General features: G+C 70.9%; 17 protein-coding genes and 1 pseudogene. 7 read left to right on the top strand and 11 right to left on the bottom strand.

All coding sequences use genetic code 11. From position 1 onward, the window contains the following. Positions 1-191 precede the first annotated feature (191 nt). The 5 genes from SA2016_RS00380 to SA2016_RS00360 are packed head-to-tail and all read right to left on the bottom strand — an operon-like array spanning position 192 to position 6163. Positions 192-1718, bottom strand: coding sequence for a carboxyl transferase domain-containing protein (locus tag SA2016_RS00380; RefSeq protein WP_066494206.1), 1527 nt, complete (start codon positions 1716-1718; stop codon positions 192-194). Further along, on the bottom strand, positions 1715-2896 hold the full coding sequence (locus SA2016_RS00375) for a CaiB/BaiF CoA transferase family protein (protein WP_066494205.1): 1182 nt from the start codon (positions 2894-2896) through the stop codon (positions 1715-1717). Before SA2016_RS00375 ends, SA2016_RS00380 begins: the two co-directional genes overlap by 4 nt. Beyond that, positions 2893-3249 (bottom strand): nuclear transport factor 2 family protein, encoded by a 357-nt coding sequence (locus tag SA2016_RS21185; RefSeq protein WP_066494202.1) that lies wholly within the window; start codon positions 3247-3249, stop codon positions 2893-2895. Before SA2016_RS21185 ends, SA2016_RS00375 begins: the two co-directional genes overlap by 4 nt. Continuing rightward, positions 3246-4601, bottom strand: coding sequence for an MFS transporter (locus tag SA2016_RS00365; RefSeq protein WP_066494200.1), 1356 nt, complete (start codon positions 4599-4601; stop codon positions 3246-3248). The genes SA2016_RS21185 and SA2016_RS00365 overlap by 4 nt, the downstream gene beginning before the upstream one ends. A gap of 38 nt (positions 4602-4639) precedes the next feature. Next, positions 4640-6163 (bottom strand): carboxylesterase/lipase family protein, encoded by a 1524-nt coding sequence (locus SA2016_RS00360; protein ID WP_084249193.1) that lies wholly within the window; start codon positions 6161-6163, stop codon positions 4640-4642. Between the two features lie 68 nt (positions 6164-6231). On the opposite strand from SA2016_RS00360, the pseudogene SA2016_RS22560 reads away from it, so the two are divergent. Both SA2016_RS22560 and SA2016_RS00355 read left to right on the top strand, forming a co-directional pair. Next, positions 6232-6441 (top strand): annotated as a pseudogene (locus SA2016_RS22560) (Lrp/AsnC family transcriptional regulator); the annotation flags it as partial. A gap of 54 nt (positions 6442-6495) precedes the next feature. Then, complete coding sequence (locus SA2016_RS00355; protein ID WP_218918328.1) at positions 6496-7323, top strand: Lrp/AsnC family transcriptional regulator; 828 nt, start codon at positions 6496-6498, stop codon at positions 7321-7323. Positions 7324-7379: 56 nt separating this feature from the next. Here the strand turns inward: SA2016_RS00355 and SA2016_RS00350 are convergent, their stop codons facing one another. Then, on the bottom strand, positions 7380-7907 hold the full coding sequence (locus tag SA2016_RS00350; RefSeq protein WP_066494197.1) for a DinB family protein: 528 nt from the start codon (positions 7905-7907) through the stop codon (positions 7380-7382). Positions 7908-8011: 104 nt separating this feature from the next. Here SA2016_RS00350 and SA2016_RS00345 point away from each other — a divergent pair, with 104 nt between their 5' ends. From SA2016_RS00345 to SA2016_RS00335, 3 genes are all read left to right on the top strand, one after another. Next, on the top strand, positions 8012-8563 hold the full coding sequence (locus SA2016_RS00345) for a P-loop nucleotide/nucleoside kinase family protein (protein ID WP_066494196.1): 552 nt from the start codon (positions 8012-8014) through the stop codon (positions 8561-8563). A gap of 83 nt (positions 8564-8646) precedes the next feature. Continuing rightward, entirely contained in the window at positions 8647-9615 is a 969-nt protein-coding gene (locus SA2016_RS00340; protein ID WP_066494194.1) for an ABC transporter ATP-binding protein, read from the top strand. 2 nt (positions 9616-9617) lie between these two features. Further along, on the top strand, positions 9618-10469 hold the full coding sequence (locus SA2016_RS00335; RefSeq protein WP_169803025.1) for an ABC transporter permease: 852 nt from the start codon (positions 9618-9620) through the stop codon (positions 10467-10469). A gap of 38 nt (positions 10470-10507) precedes the next feature. On the opposite strand, the gene SA2016_RS00330 is transcribed toward SA2016_RS00335, so the two are convergent. From SA2016_RS00330 to SA2016_RS00310, 5 genes are all read right to left on the bottom strand, one after another. After that, positions 10508-11320, bottom strand: a complete 813-nt coding sequence (locus SA2016_RS00330; protein ID WP_066494190.1) for a DeoR/GlpR family DNA-binding transcription regulator — start codon at positions 11318-11320, stop codon at positions 10508-10510. 98 nt (positions 11321-11418) lie between these two features. After that, on the bottom strand, positions 11419-12099 hold the full coding sequence (locus SA2016_RS00325) for an SDR family NAD(P)-dependent oxidoreductase (RefSeq protein WP_066494189.1): 681 nt from the start codon (positions 12097-12099) through the stop codon (positions 11419-11421). Next, a complete protein-coding gene (locus SA2016_RS00320; protein ID WP_066494187.1) occupies positions 12092-13345 on the bottom strand; it encodes a sialidase family protein in 1254 nt (417 codons plus the stop codon). Before SA2016_RS00320 ends, SA2016_RS00325 begins: the two co-directional genes overlap by 8 nt. 7 nt (positions 13346-13352) lie before the next feature. After that, positions 13353-14132, bottom strand: a complete 780-nt coding sequence (locus SA2016_RS00315) for an HpcH/HpaI aldolase family protein (RefSeq protein ID WP_066494185.1) — start codon at positions 14130-14132, stop codon at positions 13353-13355. 33 nt (positions 14133-14165) lie between these two features. Next, positions 14166-15149 (bottom strand): aldo/keto reductase, encoded by a 984-nt coding sequence (locus SA2016_RS00310; protein WP_066494183.1) that lies wholly within the window; start codon positions 15147-15149, stop codon positions 14166-14168. Positions 15150-15372: 223 nt separating this feature from the next. On the opposite strand from SA2016_RS00310, the gene pdxA reads away from it, so the two are divergent. Further along, on the top strand, positions 15373-17646 hold the full coding sequence (gene pdxA / locus SA2016_RS00305; protein WP_066494181.1) for a 4-hydroxythreonine-4-phosphate dehydrogenase PdxA: 2274 nt from the start codon (positions 15373-15375) through the stop codon (positions 17644-17646). 62 nt (positions 17647-17708) lie between these two features. After that, the gene (locus tag SA2016_RS00300) at positions 17709-19058 is read left to right on the top strand and encodes an MFS transporter (RefSeq protein ID WP_066494179.1); all 1350 of its coding nucleotides are present in this window, start codon (positions 17709-17711) and stop codon (positions 19056-19058) included. Positions 19059-19061: the final 3 nt, after the last annotated feature.

Raw genomic sequence — 19061 nt, 5'->3', positions numbered from 1 at the left:
ATCGCCTCTTTCAGTCAACGGATCCTGGCCCTGTTCCCTGTCCGCGCGTTGGTCCAGCGGAAGTGCCTGTTCATGGGCGGCCGTGCCGTGCCGCCTCGCCCGGGGCTCCGCAGCCGGTGGCGCGGCAGACCGCCGGGACTGATCGTTCTTCCATGTGTGACAGGACCGGGCCGCTGGAACGCCTAGGTGGCCTAGAGCCCGCCTGAAGCTCGGAGTCCGTACCGCAGCTCGCGGCGCCGGCGGAGCGACTCAGGGTCCAGCTCGGCCAGCGCTCCGAGGGTGTCTGCTATGCGGTGTGCGGTGTGCTCGATGAACGCCTCCGTGGGCGCATCGGGGTCCTCCTTGAGGACAGTGTCGAGGAGGCCGTCTTCGAGCATCATGGGCGCGCTGATCCGCTGGGACTCGGCCATCTCGGCGGCGCGGGTCGTTTCGCTGTAGCGGATCGTGCTGGCACCCTCGGGCGGCAGCGGGGCGAGCCAGGCGTTGGAGGCGGCGAGGACGTGGTCGGCTGGGAACAGGGAAAGGGCTCCTCCCCCGGTGCCTTCTCCGAGGAGGACGGCCACGGTCGGAGTGCGGAGTGCGAGCATCGTTGCGAGGGTCTTGGAGATCTCGAGAGCGATCCCTTCTTCCTCGGCCCGAGGGGACAGTTCAGCTCCGGGGGTGTCGATGACGGTGACCAGCGGGAGCCTGAGGCCTTCCGCGAGGAGCATCCCCCTCCTGGCTGCTTTGAGGGCTGCGCACGAGAGGACTGCGCCGTCGGAGGCGAGCTCGCGGTCGGTGCCGACGACGACGGCAGGCCGGCCCCCGAAGCTCGCGAGGGCGAGTCGGACGCTTCCCGCCGGCCGAGAGCCGGCTTGGGTCAGTTCGAGGACGTCGGACGACCCGTGGTGCAGCAGCTCGGCGAGACCGGGACGGCCGACCTGACGTGAGTTCTGCACGGCATCCCACGCACTCCCCGACAGGATCGGACTCGCCCCTCCCCCACCGATTGCCGCTGCCTCGGACGCCGCGGCCCCGGAGCGCGGGAACGGCCCGCGTGATCCCCATAGCTCCAGGAACCGGGCGGCGAAGTCCCGGAAGTCCCTGGGCTCGAGGACTCTGTCGATAATTCCGTGCTCGAGGAGGTTCTCCGCGGACTGGATGCCTGGGGGGAACTCCTCGCCCTTCAGCGCGGCGTACACCTTGGGCCCGAGGAAGCCGAGGAGTGCCCCGGGCTCGCCGACCGTGACGTGGCCCTGGAGGCCCCAGGAGGCGAAGACTCCTCCCATGGTCGGGCTGCGGAGGTAGACGAGGTAGGGCAGGCCGGCCGCCTTGTGCGCGTTGACTGCCGCTGTGATGGCAGCCATCTGGACGAAGGCCGGGGTGCCTTCCTGCATCCGGGTTCCCCCCGAGACTGGGAAGGCGATCAGGGGGATGCCTTCCCGGGTGGCGCGGGTGAAGGCCTTCCTGACCCTCTGGGCCGCGTTGATGCCGAGGGAGCCCCCGAGGAAGCGGAAGTCCCCGGCGACGACGGCGGCGCGGTGTCCGCCGAGACTGCCGGAGCCGGTGTGGACGGCTTCGTCGCTGCCGGACGTGGCGCGGGCCCGGGTGAGCTCGTCGCGGTAGGGCGTTTCGATGGGGAGCTCGGCGAGGGGCCCGTCCCAGCTGGTGAAGCTGTCGGGGTCGAGGATGTCCTCGAGGAGGGTTCGGCAGCCCGTTCGGAGGGCGGTGCAGCTCATGCGGTCAGCCTCCGCATCGACTGGCGTACCTTCTCGGTGTGTTCGCCGAGAAGTGGTGGGGCATGGTGCTCCTGCCGGGTGGTCTCGCGCCCGCTGGGTTCGAAGAACCGCAGCGGGGGGCCGGGCAGCTGCACACTGCCCAGGAGCGGATGGTCCACCTCGACGATGAGGCCCTGGGAGCGGGTCTGCTCCCACGCGTACACCTCGTCGAGGGAGCGCACGCGCCCGGCTGGGATGCCCGCGGCCTCGAGCTCGGCAAGGACGTCGTCGCGGCGCCGGCTGGCGTAGGCGGTCTCGATGCGGGTCAGGAGCTCCTCGCGGTGGGCCACGCGGGAGGAGTTGTCCTTGAGCTGGGGCTCGTCCGGGTCGATGGCGACGAGCGGGGCGAACCGGCGCCAGAGGCTCTCCGAGCCCACCGCGATCTGGACAGAGCCGTCGCCGCAGCGGAAGAGCCCGTAGGGGGCGATGGAGGGGTGGTGGTTCCCCTGCGCCCGGCCCACTTCGCCCGCCACCGTCCATTTGGTGCCCTGGAAGGTGTGGACGGACACGAGCGAGGCAAGCAGTGAGGTGCGCACGATCTGCCCTCGGCCGGTGCGCTCCCGTTCGAGGAGGGCTGCGAGCACGCCGTACGCTCCGTAGATCCCCGCCAGCAGGTCCCCGATAGGGACCCCGACCTTCTGGGGGTCTTCGGGCCCAGTGCCGGTCAGGGACATCAGTCCGCTCTCGCCCTGGGCGATCTGGTCGTAGCCGGCTCGCCCGCCCTCGGGTCCGTCGTGGCCGAAGCCGCTGATCGAGAGCACCACCAGCCTAGGGTTCAGCTGGGCCAGCGTCCCGGGGTCGAAGCCCAGACGATCGAGGGTGCCCGGGCGGAAGTTCTCGACAAGGACATCGGCACCCCGCAGGAGCCCTCGGAGGAGCGCACGGTCCTCGTCGCCCTTCAGGTCGAGGACCACGGATTCCTTGTTCCTGTTGCACGAGAGGAAGTACGTCGACTGGGGTTCGTCGGCGGGGCCGGCGAAGGGCGGCCCCCACCCTCGGGTGTCGTCCCCGCCCGCGGGGTTCTCGACCTTGATGATCCTGGCGCCGAGGTCGCCCATCATCATCGTGGCGTGGGGGCCGGCCAGGGCGCGGGTCAGGTCGACGACGGTGACGCCGGCGAGCGGCCCGGTGCTGCTCATTCGTCTCCTCCTGCCGCCGACCGGAAGGCCCATTGCCGGATGAGGCGGCCGTCATCGTCGTACTCCTGCACGGCCAGGCCCGGCCCGGTGTGCTCGCGCCCGGGGAGGGCGCTCTCGTGGTCGTAGGTGTAGGCGAGGAGCCGGCCCGAACGTGTGAAGTCGTTCAGGTGGAAGCGGGTCCGGCCCGCGCCCTCCCGTGCAAGGGCGGCGACCTCTTTCCGGCCGCGGTAGGTCTGTCCGAGATGGACGATCTCGTAGGAGACGTCCTCGCCGAACGTGCCGATCAGGGGCTCGGGGTCGCCGGCGTTGTAGGCCTCGAGCACGCGGCGGGCGAGGGCTTCGAGGCCGCTCACAGCTCGGCCCCTGCCGCTTCGGCCAGCTCTTGGCCGGCGGGGTGGGCCCGTCGGGCCGTCAGGAGGAGGGCCACGCCGGCTCCTGCCAGGGCGATCACGGCGATGGCGATCAGCGCGGGGACGGTGCTGCCCGTGAGGTCTTTGACCAGGCCCATGAGGTAGGGGCCGGCGAAGGAGCCGAGTGAGGCGAAGGAGTTGACGAGGGCTATCGCCGCGGCGGCTCCTGCCGCTCCCTTGAGGTGTCCGCGGGCGATCACCCACAGCACGGGACCGGCAGCGGTGAACAGGGCAGCTGCGATGCTGAGCCCGGCGAGGACCGGGGCGAGGCTGTTGCCGAAGGAGACACTGAGGATCAGGCCGGCTGCCGCGACGACAAGGCTGGCGACGAGGGCACGCCCAGGCCGCTGATGGCGGTCGGCGTAGCGGCCCAAGAGGATGGTCGCTGCCACGGCCAGGACCCAGGGGATGGCCGCGAGGTAGCCGATGGCCGTCACGTCCTTGATGCCGGCGGAGGCGAGGATGGTGGGGACCCAGAAGGTCACGGCGTAGATGCCGAGGTAGGTGGTGCCGAGGACGAAGCCGGCGGCCCAGGCCTTCGGATTGGAGAAGGCGTCGCGGAGCTGGGCGAAGGGCGGGGTGTGCTGGGGTCCGCTCGGGTCGATCGCCGCAGTGAGGACGGCCTTCTCGCCATCGGTGAGCCAGGGGGCCTTGGCGGGCGAGTTGGCGACCGCGAAGAAGAAGACCACCCCGAGCACGATGGCGGGGATCCCCTGGAGGATGAACAGCCAGCGCCAGCCGGCCAGACCGCCGGTGTTCGCGAAGGCCGCGAGGATCCAGCCAGAGAGGGGGCCCACGAAGATGCTCGCGGCGGGCCCTGCGATCACCATGAGCGAGAGGGCCTGGGCGAGGCGCTTCTGGGGGAACCACTGGCCGAGGAAGAAGACGAGTCCTGGGTAGAATCCGGCCTCGGCGACGCCGAGGAGGACCCGGGCGATGTAGAACTGGGTGGTGTCCTGGATGAACCCCGTGGCGATCATCACGATCCCCCAGCTGACCATGATGCGGGTGATCCAGGCCTTGGCCCCGATCCTGGCCAGGATGATGTTGCTGGGCATCTCGAGCAGGCAGTACGCGATGAAGAAGATGCCCGCGCCGAGTCCGTAGGCGGCGGCGGAGAGGTGGATGTCGGTGCTCATCTTCAGCGCTGCGAAGCTGATGTTGACCCTGTCGAGGATCGCCACGGCGTAGCAGATCGAGATGATCGGCAGCAGGCGCCAGGCGACGCGGCGGTAGAGGGACGAGGGGATGTCGCCGGGGGCCGTCTTCGGTCCGGGCGTCGTGGATTCGTTCATGGCTGCGCTTTCAGTGACTTGAATGCTCCGTTGGGTGTTCACGCTGACATCGCCGGGACGATGGGCCACCAGGTTCCCGGCTCCCACGAGGCGTGGTCCCAGGCCTGCCGCTCGGCCTTGGCCGGGTCAGCTTCGACCCGGGAGGGCAGGTCGAAGACCATGGTGCGCCGCTGGGCGGGTTCGTACTCGGGCCAGGCAGGCAGGTCCGCAGAGTCGGGAATGCCGCCGTTGATGAAGGAGACCCAGACCTCCCTCATCGCCTCGGACAGGCCGAGGCTCTGCTCGTCGGCGCCGTCGAGTCCAATGCCCCACACGAAGGAGACGTCGGCCCCGTGGAACCCCCACTTCTCGGGCGGGGCCCCCGGTGTGGGGGCATCGAACCTGTAGCGCCAGCAGGGGGCGTGGGACGCCTGGGCATCCAGCAGGCGGATCGTCGGGATGCCGTAGCGCTCGTCGCCGAGGATCGCGAGCTGCAGTTCGTGCTCGGAGGCCCCGGGACGCGAGGCCGCGTAGGCCTCCATGACGGTCTCGGCGTCCCCTCCGAAGATCTCCCGGAGGACTCGGGGGGCCTGGTCTGCCGCGGTCGGATCGGCGAGGGCGTAGCTGCCGGCCTCGTTGCGGGTCACCCCGGCCATCAGTCTGATGCCCTGCGCGTGCCCCGATGCGAGGGCAGCCGTCGGGGCCTCGGGCAGGCAGAGGCCGTCGACCGCGGGGCGCCACAGCCAGGTTGCCCGGGCTCCGGCAGCCAGCTCCTGCTGAGCTGCCCCGATGGCCTCGGTGGGGCGGCCCAGCAGGGAGCGGGCGTCAGCTCGGTCGAGGCTCAGGGCGTGGAGGAGGGCGTCGGTGAGTTCCTCGGCGCGGTCCATGGAGACGACGTGGTCTCCCCCGCTCTGGATGATGGCCTGCTGGAAGAGCCCTCGGGCGGCCGGGGCGGCCATGAGGGTCGCGACGCTCTTGCCGCCGGCCGAGACCCCGGCGATGGTGACGCGGTCGGGGTCTCCTCCGAAGGCGCCGATATTCTCGTGGACCCACCGGAGCGCCGCGATCTGGTCCAGGAGGCCGCAGTTGGCCGAAGCCTCGTACTCAGGGCCGAGGAGGTGGCCGAGTCTGAGGAAGCCCAGGGCACCAAGGCGGTAGTTGACGGTGACGACTACGACGCCCGCCTCCGCCAGTGCCTGGCCGTCGCCGATGTAGTGGGCGCCCGAGCCCCAGCTGTAGCCCCCGCCATGGAACCAGACGAGGACGGGCAAGGCCGCGCCCGGCGCTTCCGACGGCGCGCAGACGTTGAGGAAGAGGCAGTCCTCGTCGCTTGGGCTGGTGCTGTCGCTGATCGCGGCTCCGCCGGTGGGCACCAGCTCCGGGGTGATGACCTGGGGTGCCCGGAAGCCGAAGCGATCGGCCCGGCGGACCCCCGACCATCCGGCCGGCTCCTGCGGTGGGAGCCACCGGCGTGCACCCGTGGGGGGCGCCGCATAGCGGAGGCCACGCCAGCAGAGCGTGTCACCCAGGGCTACTCCTTGGACCGACCCTTGCTGGGTATGGGCTACAGGCTCGCGGTTCATGCAGGGCTCCTGAGGTTGTGGCAAACGCGGTAGTGAAAAGATCGTGTCTCAGCTCACAATCGCAGACAATGAAATTAGGGAAACTGGAAGAATCGGCCAGCTTTGAGGCTGAATATTCCGATCCTTCTGGGGCTCTGGACAGAGGCCAGCGGCTATGGAGAGTGTTGCGGATGTCTGATGTCAGGAGCTTGGACCGGCGTATTCTGGCGGCCCTTCAAGTGGACGGCCGCGCCTCGTGGGCCAAGATCGCGGGCGTTCTGGGTGAACCTGAGCGCACTGTAGCCCGACGTGGCGCCGACCTCATCGGCTCCGGCCTGGTGAGGGTGCGAGCGTTGCCAAACCCGCGGAAGATCGGCCGGACCGAGCAGTTCGTCCTGAAGGCCTCGTGTTCGCCCGGCACCGCCGGCATCGCCGCCGCTGCCCTCGCCCGGCGGACGGACAGCCTATTCACCTACCTGCTGACGGGCTCTGCCGACTGCGCCGCGGAGATCTCGGTACCGGCGTCGAAAGTCGCCGAACTGACCGTGCGGGAGATCGGGACGATCCCCGGCATCACCTCGGCAGCGACCTACCCGGTCCTGACGCACTACCGCACCATGCACCAGTGGGACCCTGAGATCCTCAACGAAGAGGAGAAGACCCAGCTGGGCGGCGCGGCCTACTCCTCCGCACCGACAGACCTCGGAGGATCAGACGCCCTTGGCAAAGAGGACCGTATCCTCGTGCAGGCCCTGATGCAGGACGGACGGGCCAGCTACGAGAACCTTGGGCGGGCCAGCGGCCTCAGCGTCCAGACCGTGCAACGCCGTATCGAGCGCATGCGCCAGGACGGCACCCTCTATCTGCGTGCTGTGTTCGAGCCGGCCCTCGTCGGCCTGCCCGTCGAGGCCCTCCTCTGGGTACGGGTACCGTTCCCGCACCTCGAAAGCGTCGCCTCGCTCGTCTTGGAATCCTCTGCCGTCCGTTACGCAGCCGCCCTGGCCGGAGACTTCCAGCTCGTCGTCGATACCGTCTTCGAAAGCCGCTCTGCCCTCTACGACTACCTCAGGAACTCCGACTGGATCGCCCGGACCCAGTCGCTCGAGCCAGCCCTGGTCCTCGAGGCCCTCAAACGCAGCGGCACGCTCGCAGCCCACTTCGGGGACTCGCAAGGATTCTGAGCAAAGGAACGAGCGCTGCCAAGCGCTCGAGCCCACGCTCGGGCTTCTCCGCCCCCTCATTCCGGGGCGCGGAGGGTGAGCTGGCGGGCGTGGAAGTCGAAGTGCCGCGTGGGGTAGGCGTAGACGTCGCGCAGCGTCATGTGGTCGGTGAAGAAGGGGTCCCACCGACGGGGGAAGGGCATCCAGCGGCGCAGGGACAGCTCGTCCTCCCCGCGCAGGCTGCGGGCGAGGGCCGCCGTCGTCGAGCGCAGCTTCCGGGCCATCCTTCTCCGTCCATAGACGAGGGCGGCGGCGCAGGAGCCCCAGTAGTTGACCCAGTCGAATGGCGCTGCCGAGGCATCCAGGGCGGCGGCGAAGGCCCTGCGTGCCGGGACGGGCAGGCGGGCCACGACGCGGACCAGCGGGAGTAGGGCCCTGACGACCATGTACCCGAAGACCATGTGGAACAGCAGCTGCTCGTTGCTCCAGCGGGTCCCGCTGCTCCCGCGCGACAAGCCGTCTGGGCCGGCCTCGACGAGGAACTCCTCGAGCTGATCGCAGGCTCTTCCGTACCCGTCCAGGATCTCCGCCGCCGTCGGCTCCATGGTCATCCTTCCCAGTGGGCGTTCCGTCCAGCGCCTGCGGGCCATCTGACCCCACCAGCGTCAGGCGTGGGCGCCGACGGCGCCCGGTGCCGGATGATGAGAGTGTGACCCGCAGGCTGATTCTCATCAATGGGGTGCCCGGGAGCGGCAAGACGACGCTGGCGCGGGCGTGGTGCGAGCGGCATGCGCCGGAACTGCCGCTCGGGCTCGACATCGACACGATCAGGTCGATGCTCGGCGGCTGGCGCCACCGGCTCACGGACGCGGGCCTGGCGGCACGCGACATCGCCGTCGCCGCGATCGGGGCGCACCTGCGCAGCGACCACGACGTCCTCGTGCCGCAGTACCTGCGCCGGCCCGAGTTCATCGGGCGTCTCGAGGCCGTCGCCGACGCCTGCGGCGCATCCTTCGTCGAGACGGCCCTGGCGATCGACCCCGCGACGGCTGGGACGCGCCTTCACGCACGCACCGGGACCGCGGGGGACCGTGACCCGCACGGCAGCCTCCCCGAGGACCTGACGACGACCGTCCGCACGTTCGAGGCCTTCATGCTGACCCGGACGTCCGCCACCCGGCTCCCCGGCGGCGCCGGTGTGCTGGAGGCCCTGGACGCACTGGAGGCCGCGGTGGCGCGCGCCGGGACCCAGGCCCCGTGATCGCCCGCGGCGTGGACGGCGCCGTCCTACGCCGGGCCCATCGGCCCTGACGCCCGGCGGAGGCGCCTGCGTAGCCTCGCTGTATGGACGGAGCGCCAGCCATCCGCGTCCACGATCTGGTCAAGACGTTCGGCGAGGTCACCGCCGTCGACCGTCTGAGCTTCGACGTCGCGACCGGTGAGGTGTTCGCCTTCCTCGGGCCGAACGGGGCCGGGAAGTCGACCGCGATCAACGTCCTGTGCACCCTCGCCTCCCCCACCTCGGGGACGGCGAGCGTGGGCGGGTTCGACGTCGTGGCCGACCCCCACGAGGTCCGCGCGCACATCGGCCTCGTGTTCCAGGAGACCACGCTGGACAAGCAGCTCACGGCCGAGGAGAACCTCCGCTTCCACGCCGTGCTGTACGGGGTCCCGCGAGCGCAGCGGGCTGCCAGGATCGCCCATGTCCTCGAACTCGTGGGCCTCTCGGCGCGCCGGAAGGACCTCGTCGCGACGTTCTCCGGCGGCATGGGCCGCCGCCTCGAGATCGCGCGCGCCATGCTGCACACGCCGGCGGTGCTCTTCCTCGACGAGCCCACGATCGGGCTCGACCCGCAGACCCGGTCGGTCATGTGGGAGGACATCCTCACGCTGCGCCGCGAGGAGGGGGTGACGGTGTTCCTGACGACCCACTACATGGACGAGGCCGAGGTCGCCGACCGGATCGGGATCATCGACCACGGCCGGCTCATCGCGCTGGGCACCCCGGAGGAGCTCAAGGCGGCCGCGGGGGCGGAGAGCATCCTCCTGCACACGGCGGACGACGCCGCGGCGCGGCTCACGCTCGAGGCCTCCGGCTACCGCTGCACCACGGACGGGGGCCGGCTCGCCGTGGAGGCCGCGCACGCCGCGACCGCGCTTCCCGCGGTGATTGCGCTGCTCGACGGCAGCGTCCTCTCGGCCCAGATCCATGAGCCGTCCCTGGACGACATGTTCCTGCACTACACGGGCCGGCAGATCCGCGACCAGAGCGAGCAGCAGGCGTTCCCGCCGGCATGGCGGAGCAGGAGGTAGAGATGGCATCCACCAGGATGGCCTCGGTCGGCATGGTCTCCCTCGGGGCGGTCTCCCTCGGCACGATCGGCATGGTCTGGCAGCGCGAGCTGCTGCGCTACGTGCGGACGCCCTCGCGCATCCTCACCGGGCTCGCGCAGCCGCTCCTGTTCCTGTTCGTGCTCGGCTACGGCATGGGGAGCCTGGTGGGCTCCACGGGCGGGCTGGACTTCCGCAAGTTCGTGTTCCCGGGGATCGTGGCGATGAGCGTCGTGTCGACCTCGATCTTCAGCGCGATCTCCATCGTGTGGGACCGGGAGTTCGGGTTCCTGCGCGAGATGCTCGTGGCGCCGGTGCCGCGCTGGGCGCTCGTGGCGGGCAAGACGGCCGGCGGGGCGACGGTGGCCACGGGACAGGGCACCATCATGCTGGTGCTCGCCCCGCTGGTCGGGGTGGACCTGACGGTCCTGACCGTCGCCGCGGTGATCGCCATCGAGTTCGTCATGGCCGCGGCGCTCACGGCGTTCGGGGTGTTCGTGGCGAGCCGCATCACGCGGATGGAGGGCTTCCAGATGGTCATGCAGCTCGTGCTGCTGCCGATGATCTTCCTCTCGGGCGCCCTGTTCCCGCTCGCCGGGCTGCCGCTGTGGCTCGACATCCTCACCCGGCTCAATCCGCTGACCTACGCCGTGGCGCCGCTGCGCTCGGTGGTCTTCGGGGCCCAGAACCTCCCGGCCGCGGCGCTGGCCCGGTTCCCGAGCGATGTCACGCTCTTCGGCTGGACGCTCTCGATCTGGACCGAGCTGGCGATCACCGTGGTCTTCGCCGCCGTCTTCCTCGCCCTCGCCGTGCGGGGGTTCGGGCGGCGGCTTTGACGGTGCGACGGCGGCTCGGCCGCGGCGCACGAGCGCGGCTAGCTGGCTTCCTCGGCATCCAGCCGGCCGGAGGTCCCGGCGTGCGCCCCCTGCGCGATCGTGACGCGGACCCCGGCCCGGCGGAAGAGCTCGACCTCGTGCGGATCGGCATCGGCGTCGGTGACCAGTGTCCAGGGCAGGGGCAGCCGCACCCAGGCGTGGAAGGGACGCTGGCCGAGCTTGCTCGAGTCTGCGAGCACGTAGACGTCGGCCCCCCGTCGGGCCATCAGTTCCTTCAGACGGGTCTGGGCCTGGTCCGCCTCGCAGATCCCATCGTCCGCCGTCACGGCGTCGGCGCCCAGGAACACCCTGTCGAACGTCATGCGCTCCAGGGCGGCCTCGGCCAAGGGTCCGACGAAGGTCTGGCTCACGCTGCGCAGCCGCCCCCCGAGGCAGTCGACGTGGATCCCGGGAGAATCGGCGAGCTCCTGGACGGTGTTGAGGGCCGGCGTGGTGACGGTGAGGCCGCTGCGGTCGCGCAGGGCGTGGGCGAGCGCGCCAACGGTGGACCCGCCGTCGAGCAGGATCGATTCCCCGGCCTGGACCTGCCCGGCGGCCCACTGTGCGATGGCCTGCTTCTCCTCGAAGGCCTCGCCGATCCGCTGCCGGAGGGACGCCTCGGGGTGCGCGCCGATCGCCAGCGCGCCACCGTAGGTCCTGGCCAGCTTCCCCTGATCGTTCAGGAGCGCAAGGTCCCGGCGGATCGTGGACGCTGTCACGTTGAAGCGCTGCGAGAGCTCCTCGACCGACGTCAGCCCCGCCGTGGTGGCAAGGCGGTAGATCTCTTCCCGCCGGGCCTGTGCCGTCGTCATCCGGATCCCCTTCGGCTCATCTGGGCGCGCGGGCTCGACAGTGAGCCGGCGCCTCCCCTCATGGTAGCCAGTGGTGCGGCGGGGCCGCGGTGCGCGCGCTATAGCGAGGTCCCGGCGCAGATGAGGTAGTCCTGTCCCGTGATCGACCTGCCGTGCGGGCCGATGAGGAAGCCGACGAGGGCCGCCACATCGTCCGGGTCGACGAGGTGGCCGAGCGGGGTGGACACGGGGGCCACGTCGGCCCGCCTCGGGTCGGAGAGCATCGGGGTGTCCGTGGGGCCGGGCGAGACCACGTTGACGGTGATCCGGCGGGGCGCGAGCTCCTTGGCCCATGACCTGCCGAGCCCGAGGAGCGCGGCCTTGGTCGCGGAATAGTGGCTCTTGCCCGCGGCGCCGGCCGCGGTCCTGCTCCCGAGGAGCACGATCCGGCCGCCGTCCGGCATCGACGGCACGAGGGTGTCCGCGAGAACGCTCGCCGCCGCGACGTGGACGGCGAACATCTCCTGCAGCGCCCCCGTGTCGAGGCCGCCCAGGCGGCCCGTGCGCTGCAGCCCGGCGGCGTGGACCAGCGCACTGGCCGGAGCGAGGCCCGTGACGGCGTCGGCGACGGAGGACGGTTCGGCGAGGTCGGCCTGCCGCCACCTGAACCGTGCGCCGAGCGCCGTCTCCCTGCGGCTGAGCCCGGTGACACACCACCCCTCCGACAGGAGACGTTCCGCGACCGCGCGCCCGATTCCGGAGCTGGCGCCGGTGACGACGGCGTGCTGCGGCTCAGGCACCGGTGTCCCCGCCCGGGGTCGTGGTGCCGCCGTAGGCCCACTCCGGGCTCACCCTGACGTACTTGATGGCCTGGCGGAAGTAGGTGTACGCGATGTTGAGCTCCCCGTCGGGCCCCTGGTGGACGGAGGGATAGGAGAACTCGCGGTTGAGCCCATCACGGGAGTTGTTGGACAGGCAGTAGCCGTCCCCGACCTCGAGGTTCCGGCGGATGGGCCACGTCCTGCCGGAGTCCTCCGAGATCGCCAGGGTCATGGGCGCGCGCGGCGTGCCCCAGAAGGCACTCCGTCCCGCCGCCTGAGGGGCGGGCTCGGCGGGGGGCGCGCCGGCGCCTTCTGCGCCCTCGTCGATCAGGCCGTCGTCGTCGATCTCGTCGTAGAGCGAGAGGCGCCGCTCGGTCGTCTCCTCCGCGCGCCGGTGGTTGTAGACGAGGGCGAGCCGACCGTCGGCGAGGGCCGTGAACTGGATGGACGAGTTGTTGTTCGGCAGCTCGGTGGGTTCGGGCTCGCTCCAGGTGGCGCCATCATCGGTGGAGCGCGATGCGTAGATGGAATCGGCCCAGCGGCTGCGGTAGAGGGCCAGGAGGGAGCCGTCGGCGACGCGCTGGATGTCCATGTGGACGCAGCCGACGCTGCCGGGCACGAGCTGCTCGCGCCAAGTGCGCCCGTCATCGTCCGAGACCATCACGGCGCTGTCGTCGTTGTTGCCGACCCACTTCTCGCCCGGGGTGGTGAGGCAGCGGAAGACCGGGACGAGCCACCGGCCGGAGGGGAGGATGAGGGGCGGCTGCCGCACGAAGACGCCGCCGGCCTCGGTGGCCGGGAACAGCGTCTGGACGGGACCCCACGTCCTGCCGCTGTCGGTCGAGATGCGGCGACGGACCTCGGCGGTGTCCTGGTTGCCGGCGCGCTGTGCCGTGTACAGGAGCCAGACCACCTCTCCGCCGGGGGTGAAGAGGATGGGGTTCTGCTCGGAGCGCGTGCTGTCGTCGGAGAGCTGCTGGGGCTCCGACCAGTGGTCGCTGCCGGGTTCGAGGGCGGAGAACCACACCGAGATGTCGCCGATCCCCTCCTGGGTGCCGCCGAACCAGACGCAGCCCAGGCGCCCGTCCGGGAGGGTCTGGAGGTTGGCGGCGTGGGACTGCACAGTCGGTGCGGGCAGGTAGGCGAAAGTCGCCCCGTCGGCGTGGCGGAGGAGCCCGTCGCGGGTGATCACGCCGTAGGCGCTGTCGATGGTGTTGCTGGTCATGGCGCTCTCAGTCCTGTGAAGTCGCTGCGTCGAGGTGGGCCTTGGCGGCCAGTTCGAGATGGGTGAGGTCGGACGCCACGGTGGCGAAGGTGTACCCCTGCTGGAACCGCTGTGCGGCGATCGCCCCGGCCGCCGTGTGGATCCCCGCCGCGATGCCCGCCGCCGCAGCGGCGTCCGCGACGACGGCGAGCGCCCGGTCGAACTCGGCCTGGACGTCGGGGTCGCCGGGGAACGCGCCGCCGACCGCGAGGGTGAGGTCGGACGGACCGACGTAGATGCCGTCGAGCCCGGGGGTCGCGCAAATCTCCTTGACGTTGGCCAGGCCCTCGGGGGTCTCGATCATGGCGAAGACCAGCGTGGAGGCGTCGGCCTCGGCCGGGACGGGGCCGATCCGGAGGGCGGAGCGCATGGGGCCGTAGGAGCGGCGCCCCAGCGGTGGGTACTTCGCGGCAGCGACCGCGGCCGCGGCGTCGTCGGACGTGTCGATGAGCGGGACGATGACCCCGACGGCGCCGGCGTCGAGCGCCTTGCCGATCGAGGTCGGGCTGTTCCCGTCGACCCGGACCAGGCCCACCGCGCGCTGGGAGGCGTCGATGGCCATGAGCCCGTGGAGCATACCGGAGTAGCCGAGCAGTCCATGCTGGGCGTCGAGGGCCACGTAGTCGTAGCCCAGCCGGGCGATCCGCTCGGTGGCCACCGGCGCGTCCAGCACGGACCAGTAGCCGACGGCGCGTTCGCGCGCACGGATCTTCCGTGCGAACTCGAGGACCTGAGGTGAGGACGTCATGATGGGTCTGCTTCCGTTTCTCGTGGGCTCGGGTCAGCGGTTGTAGGCGGGCATCGGACCGCGCAGAATGGCGCCGACGTTATCGCACGCCTCGACGACGTCGGCAGCCAGCGGGCCGTGGGCGACCGCAGCCAGGTTCGCGCGCAGCTGCTCCGGCTTGGACCCGCCGAGGAGCACCGATCCGACGCCGTCGCGGTGGGCCAGCCACCGCAGTGAGAGCTCGATGAGGGACAGGCCGGCGCCGTCGGCGATGCCGCCCAGGGCCTGCACGGCGTCGAAGAGCCGAGGATCCCAGTACCGCTGTGTGTACATGGCGGCGAGCCGCGAGTCGCCGAAGCGCCCCTCCGTCGGCTTCGCCTCGAACCGGTGCCGGCCGGTGAGCAGCCCCCCGCCCAGCGGGTTGTAGACCATGGTGTGCACCGTGTGGGTCGCGGCGAACTCCAGGTACTCCTCCTCGACCCGGCGCGCGAGCAGGTTGTAGAGCTGCTGGGCCACGACGGGCCGAGGGGCCCCCACCTTGTCCGCGACATGGATGAGGTCGGCGATCTGCCACGCCGCGAAGTTCGAGACGCCCAGAGCCTTGACCTTGCCCTCGGAGGCCAGCTCGGCGATGGCACCCAGGGTCTCCTCGAGGGGCACGGAGCGGTCCGGCTGGTGGAGGTAGAAGAGGTCCACGCTCTCCACGTCCAGGCGCCTGAGGCTTCCCTCGAGGGAGAGGCGCAGGCCCTGGGCCGACAGGGGCGAGTGGCTTCCGTGGTCGGGATGAGGCATGCCGGCCTTCGTGGCGAGGAGGACCTCGTCCCGCCGGCCCTTGAGCAGGCGGGAGAGGATCTCCTCGGTCCGCCCGCCCGCGTAGCCGTTCGCGGTGTCGACCGCCGTGACGCCGGCTCCGAGCGCCTCCTCGAAGATCACGCGGGCCGTGGCCTCGTCGGCCGTGTCGCCGAAGGTCATGGTCCCGAGGACCAGCTTCGAGAGCGGGAGCGCCTGCGGGGGAACGGCGGCGGGGTGGTTGCTCATAGTCGTCCTGTCGATAGAGGGTGGGATCTGCCGACCGGACGACTGCGCGTTCTGCGCGAAATGCGCACTGTGATGCCGCCGTCATCGCTCGGCGATCCGCCTTCGATGGTTTCAACTATCCCATTGCTGCGCGAATTGAGCAATAGGACTAGCGCGTTTCACGCAGCTATGTCATGCTTGCTGGTGACGCAGCTCTCACGGCTCGGCGGAAAGGAGGAAGGACATGGCGAAGGTTCTCGTCCAGGCAGACGACTTCTCAGGCGCCGCCGAAGTCGGCCAGCAGTTCACGGCCCACGGCTTCACCGCGCGGATCCTGCTGACGACGGCGGCCACTCGCCTCCGCGAGCTCTCCTCCGGCGGTTCCGAGGTCGTCGTCGTGGACACGCACACCCGCAGCGCCGCCCCGGGGGCCGCCCACGCGGCCGTGACGGCCGCCGTCGCGGGCGCCGGGGCTGCGGCGGTCGTCTTCAAGAAGACCGATTCGCTCTGGCGCGGGAACGTCCGCGCGGAGCTGTCCGCCCTCGTCGGCCTCGGGTACGACGTGGTCCTCGCCGGCGCACTCCCAGCGATGGGCAGGACGGTCGTCGGGGCCGCGCCGCTCGTGGCGGGCCTCCCCCTGCGGGCCTCCGGCCTCTGGAGCGTCGAGCCGCGTCCCGCCCCGGAGAATCTGGCGGAGCTCTTCGCCGGCAGTCCGGTCCGGTTCCTGGGGCTGGAGGCCGTTCGGTCCTCCGACGTCCCGGAGCGCATCCGGTCCGTCCTCGGCGGCCCCGCCCCCGCTGTCGTCGTCGTGGACGGCGAGACGGAGGCGGACCTCTCCGCCGTCGTCGACGCCGTCTGTTCGCTGCAGCTCTCGTCGGGCAACCGTCCGATGGCCCTGGCCGGGACCGGCCAGCTCGCCGGCCTGCTCGCCCGGCGCCTGGCCGCGGACGCTGCGCACAGTGCGCACTCTCCTGCCGGCCGGGAGCGGCCGGCCACAGCGACGGGCCGCCGCGGCGCGGTGCTCGCCGTCGTCGGCTCTGCCTCCCGTGCCGCACGGGCGCAGGTGGAGCACCTGGCCGCGGCCGGCGTCGACGTCGTCGGCCCCTCCTCCCCACAGATGCAGGGAGCGCCCGGCGTGCGCGCGGCCCTCGCCCGGGGCCGCTCCGTCGCTCTGACGGTTCCTGAGGGCCGGGTGGACCCGTCCCGGTCCGGGGCCCTCGTCCGCGGGCTTGCGCTGGCGGCGCGGAAGGCCCAGGAGGGCCTCCGTCCCGACCTCATCCTCACGGGCGGGGAGACCGCCCGGGAGGTCCTCGACGCCCTCGGCATCTCCTCGCTCGTTCCTCTCGCCGCGGTCCAGCACGGCGCCGTCATCAGCCTCGCCGACGACGGCCGGCTCGTCGCCACCAAGCCCGGCAGCTTCGGGGACCCGCTCGTCCTCGCCCAGCTGTACCGCGCCATCCAGTCCTCGAACCACCCCCGAGAAACAACGGAGACCTCTATGACCAACCCACAGGACGACAGGCCCTTCATCGCCGTCACGATGGGCGACGGCGCCGGGATCGGACCCGAAGTCACCGTAGGAGCCCTCGTCCACGCGGGCGCCTACGCCGACAGCCGCCCGGTGGTGATCGGGGACGCCCACCGGCTGCGCCTGGCCGCCGAGGCGCTCGGCGTCCCCGCCGAGATCGTCACGGTCCACGCGGTCGAGGATGCCGAGTTCACCCTCGGGCGGGTCAACGTGATCGACCCGGAGCTCCTCCCCGCGGACCTCCCGTGGGGCGTCGAATCGGCCGAGGCCGGCAACGCCGCCTACCACTACGTGCGGATCGCGTGCGAGCTGGCGATGGCGGGCAAGGTCCAGGGGATCTGCACCGCGCCGCTGAACAAGGCCGCGCTGCACCGGGCCGGCCACGTCTACCCCGGCCACACCGAACTGCTCGCCCACTTCATGGGCGTCGACGAGGTGTCGATGATGCTCTCGACCCCCAAGGTCAAGGTCATCCACGTGACGACGCACATCGGCCTGGTGGACGCCATCCGGAAGATCGAGCCGGGCCTGGTCGAGCGCACCGTCCGCCGGGGCGACGGAGCCATGAAGCGCGCGGGCGTCGCCCACCCCACGATCGGCGTCTGCGCCATCAATCCCCACGCCGGGGAGAACGGGCTCTTCGGCTACGGCGAGGAGGAGGAGAAGATCGCTCCCGCGATCGAGAGGCTCCAGGCCGACGGGATCGACGCCCGCGGACCGCTCCCGGCCGACACCGCCTTCTTCCTCGCCGGCCGCGGCGACTACGACCTCATCGTCGCCATGTACCACGACCAGGGTCACGGCCCCGTCAAGGTCCTGGGCATCGAGGCCGGAGTCAACATCACCGTCGGGCTCCCCGTCATCCGCACCTCGGTGGACCACGGCACCGCCTTCGACATCGCCGGCAAGGGCATCGCCGATGTCCGCAGCATGATCGAGGCCCTCCGCCAGGCGGCCGAGATGTCGCCCCGCCTGGCGCTCCAGCAGTAGGCCCAGCGCCCCGCTGCGCCCCACCGCAACTTCTCACTACAACGAAGTAGAAGGAAACAAGCATGTCCAACGTCCTGAACCCGACCCCTGAGCAGAAGGCCATATGGGTCCGCCGGGCCATCGTGGCCGGCGTCATCGGCACCACGATCGAGTGGTACGACTTCGTGCTCTTCGGCACCGCGTCGGCCCTGGTGTTCAACACCCTCTTCTTCCCCAAATTCGACCCGCTGCTCGGCACCGCCGCGGCGCTGACCACGACCGCCATCGGATACTTCTTCCGTCCCCTCGGCGGGTTCGTGTTCGGCGCCCTCGGCGACAGGATCGGCCGCAAGAACGTCCTCGCGGCAACGCTGGTCCTCATGGGGCTGTCCACCGCACTCATCGGGGTCCTGCCCACCTATGCGCAGGCCGGCATCTGGGCGCCGATCCTGATGCTCCTCCTGCGCATCCTGCAGGGAATCGGCGCGGGGGCCGAGTTCGGAGGGGCCCAGGTCATGGTCTCCGAGCACGCGAGCAAGAAGCGCCAGGGCCTGCTGACGAGCCTGCCCGGCGCGGGCCTGGCCCTCGGCATCATGCTCGGCACGTCGTTCTACTCCCTCCTCGACTTCATGCCCAAGAACGAATTCATGGCCTACGGCTGGCGCCTTCCGTTCCTGGCCAGCGTGATCGGCATCGGCATCGGCCTGTTCATCAGGATGCGCGTCATGGAGTCCCCGGAGTACCTCGCCGTCACCCGGACGAAGGAGCGGCCCAAGAGCCCGGTCAGGGAGGTCTTCGCCTCCCACAAGCGGAACTGGTTCGTGGCCATGTTCGCCTGCTTCGCAGAGAACGCGACCACCAACCTCGTCAAGACCTTCGTCCTGGCCTACGCGGCAACCTTCCTGCACCTCGACAAGAGCGTGGGGCTCAACGGCCTCTTCGTCGCCTCGCTCGTCAGCCTCTTCACCTACCCTCTCTTCGGATGGCTCGGCGACCGCCTGGGCATCGGGCGCGTCTACATCGGCTCCGCGATCGCGGTCGCAGCGTTCATCATCCCGATGTTCTGGATGATCAACACCAAGTCGGCGCCGGTGGTCATCATCGCCATCGTCCTCATCTACGCCGTCGCCGTGCGCGGCATGTCGGCCACCCAGGGCGCGTACCTGGCCAACCTCTTCCCGGCACGCATCCGCTTCACCGGCCTCGCCTCCTCCCGCGAAGTCGGCAGCGCGATCTCCGGCGGCATCGGTCCCGTCCTGGCCACGCTCCTGCTGGCGGCGACGCACTCCTACTGGCCCGTGGCGCTCTACATGATCAGCCAGGCCGCGATCACGATCGCCGCCGTCTGGATCGGGCCGAGCAGGCAGAGGGCCGTCGGCGCGGACGCGGACGCGGTGCACGAGCCCGCGGCCGCCCCGCTCCAGGCGTCCTGACGG

The organism is Sinomonas atrocyanea (genome assembly GCF_001577305.1).
GTDB classification, from domain to species: domain Bacteria; phylum Actinomycetota; class Actinomycetes; order Actinomycetales; family Micrococcaceae; genus Sinomonas; species Sinomonas atrocyanea.
Note: the sequence above shows the minus strand (reverse complement) of the source record. Positions and strands in the feature narration are given on the sequence as shown.

Bases quoted from the DNA above. Each gene is read 5' to 3' on its own strand.
- SA2016_RS00380 (WP_066494206.1), bottom strand. From the start codon at position 1,718: ATGAGCTGCACCGCCCTCCGAACGGGCTGCCGAACCCTCCTCGAGGAC.
- SA2016_RS00375 (WP_066494205.1), bottom strand. From the start codon at position 2,896: ATGAGCAGCACCGGGCCGCTCGCCGGCGTCACCGTCGTCGACCTGACC.
- SA2016_RS00365 (WP_066494200.1), bottom strand. From the start codon at position 4,601: ATGAACGAATCCACGACGCCCGGACCGAAGACGGCCCCCGGCGACATC.
- SA2016_RS00360 (WP_084249193.1), bottom strand. From the start codon at position 6,163: ATGAACCGCGAGCCTGTAGCCCATACCCAGCAAGGGTCGGTCCAAGGA.
- SA2016_RS00350 (WP_066494197.1), bottom strand. From the start codon at position 7,907: ATGGAGCCGACGGCGGCGGAGATCCTGGACGGGTACGGAAGAGCCTGC.
- SA2016_RS00340 (WP_066494194.1), top strand. From the start codon at position 8,647: ATGGACGGAGCGCCAGCCATCCGCGTCCACGATCTGGTCAAGACGTTC.
- SA2016_RS00335 (WP_169803025.1), top strand. From the start codon at position 9,618: ATGGCATCCACCAGGATGGCCTCGGTCGGCATGGTCTCCCTCGGGGCG.
- SA2016_RS00330 (WP_066494190.1), bottom strand. From the start codon at position 11,320: ATGACGACGGCACAGGCCCGGCGGGAAGAGATCTACCGCCTTGCCACC.
- SA2016_RS00320 (WP_066494187.1), bottom strand. From the start codon at position 13,345: ATGACCAGCAACACCATCGACAGCGCCTACGGCGTGATCACCCGCGAC.
- SA2016_RS00315 (WP_066494185.1), bottom strand. From the start codon at position 14,132: ATGACGTCCTCACCTCAGGTCCTCGAGTTCGCACGGAAGATCCGTGCG.
- SA2016_RS00310 (WP_066494183.1), bottom strand. From the start codon at position 15,149: ATGAGCAACCACCCCGCCGCCGTTCCCCCGCAGGCGCTCCCGCTCTCG.
- pdxA (WP_066494181.1), top strand. From the start codon at position 15,373: ATGGCGAAGGTTCTCGTCCAGGCAGACGACTTCTCAGGCGCCGCCGAA.
- SA2016_RS00300 (WP_066494179.1), top strand. From the start codon at position 17,709: ATGTCCAACGTCCTGAACCCGACCCCTGAGCAGAAGGCCATATGGGTC.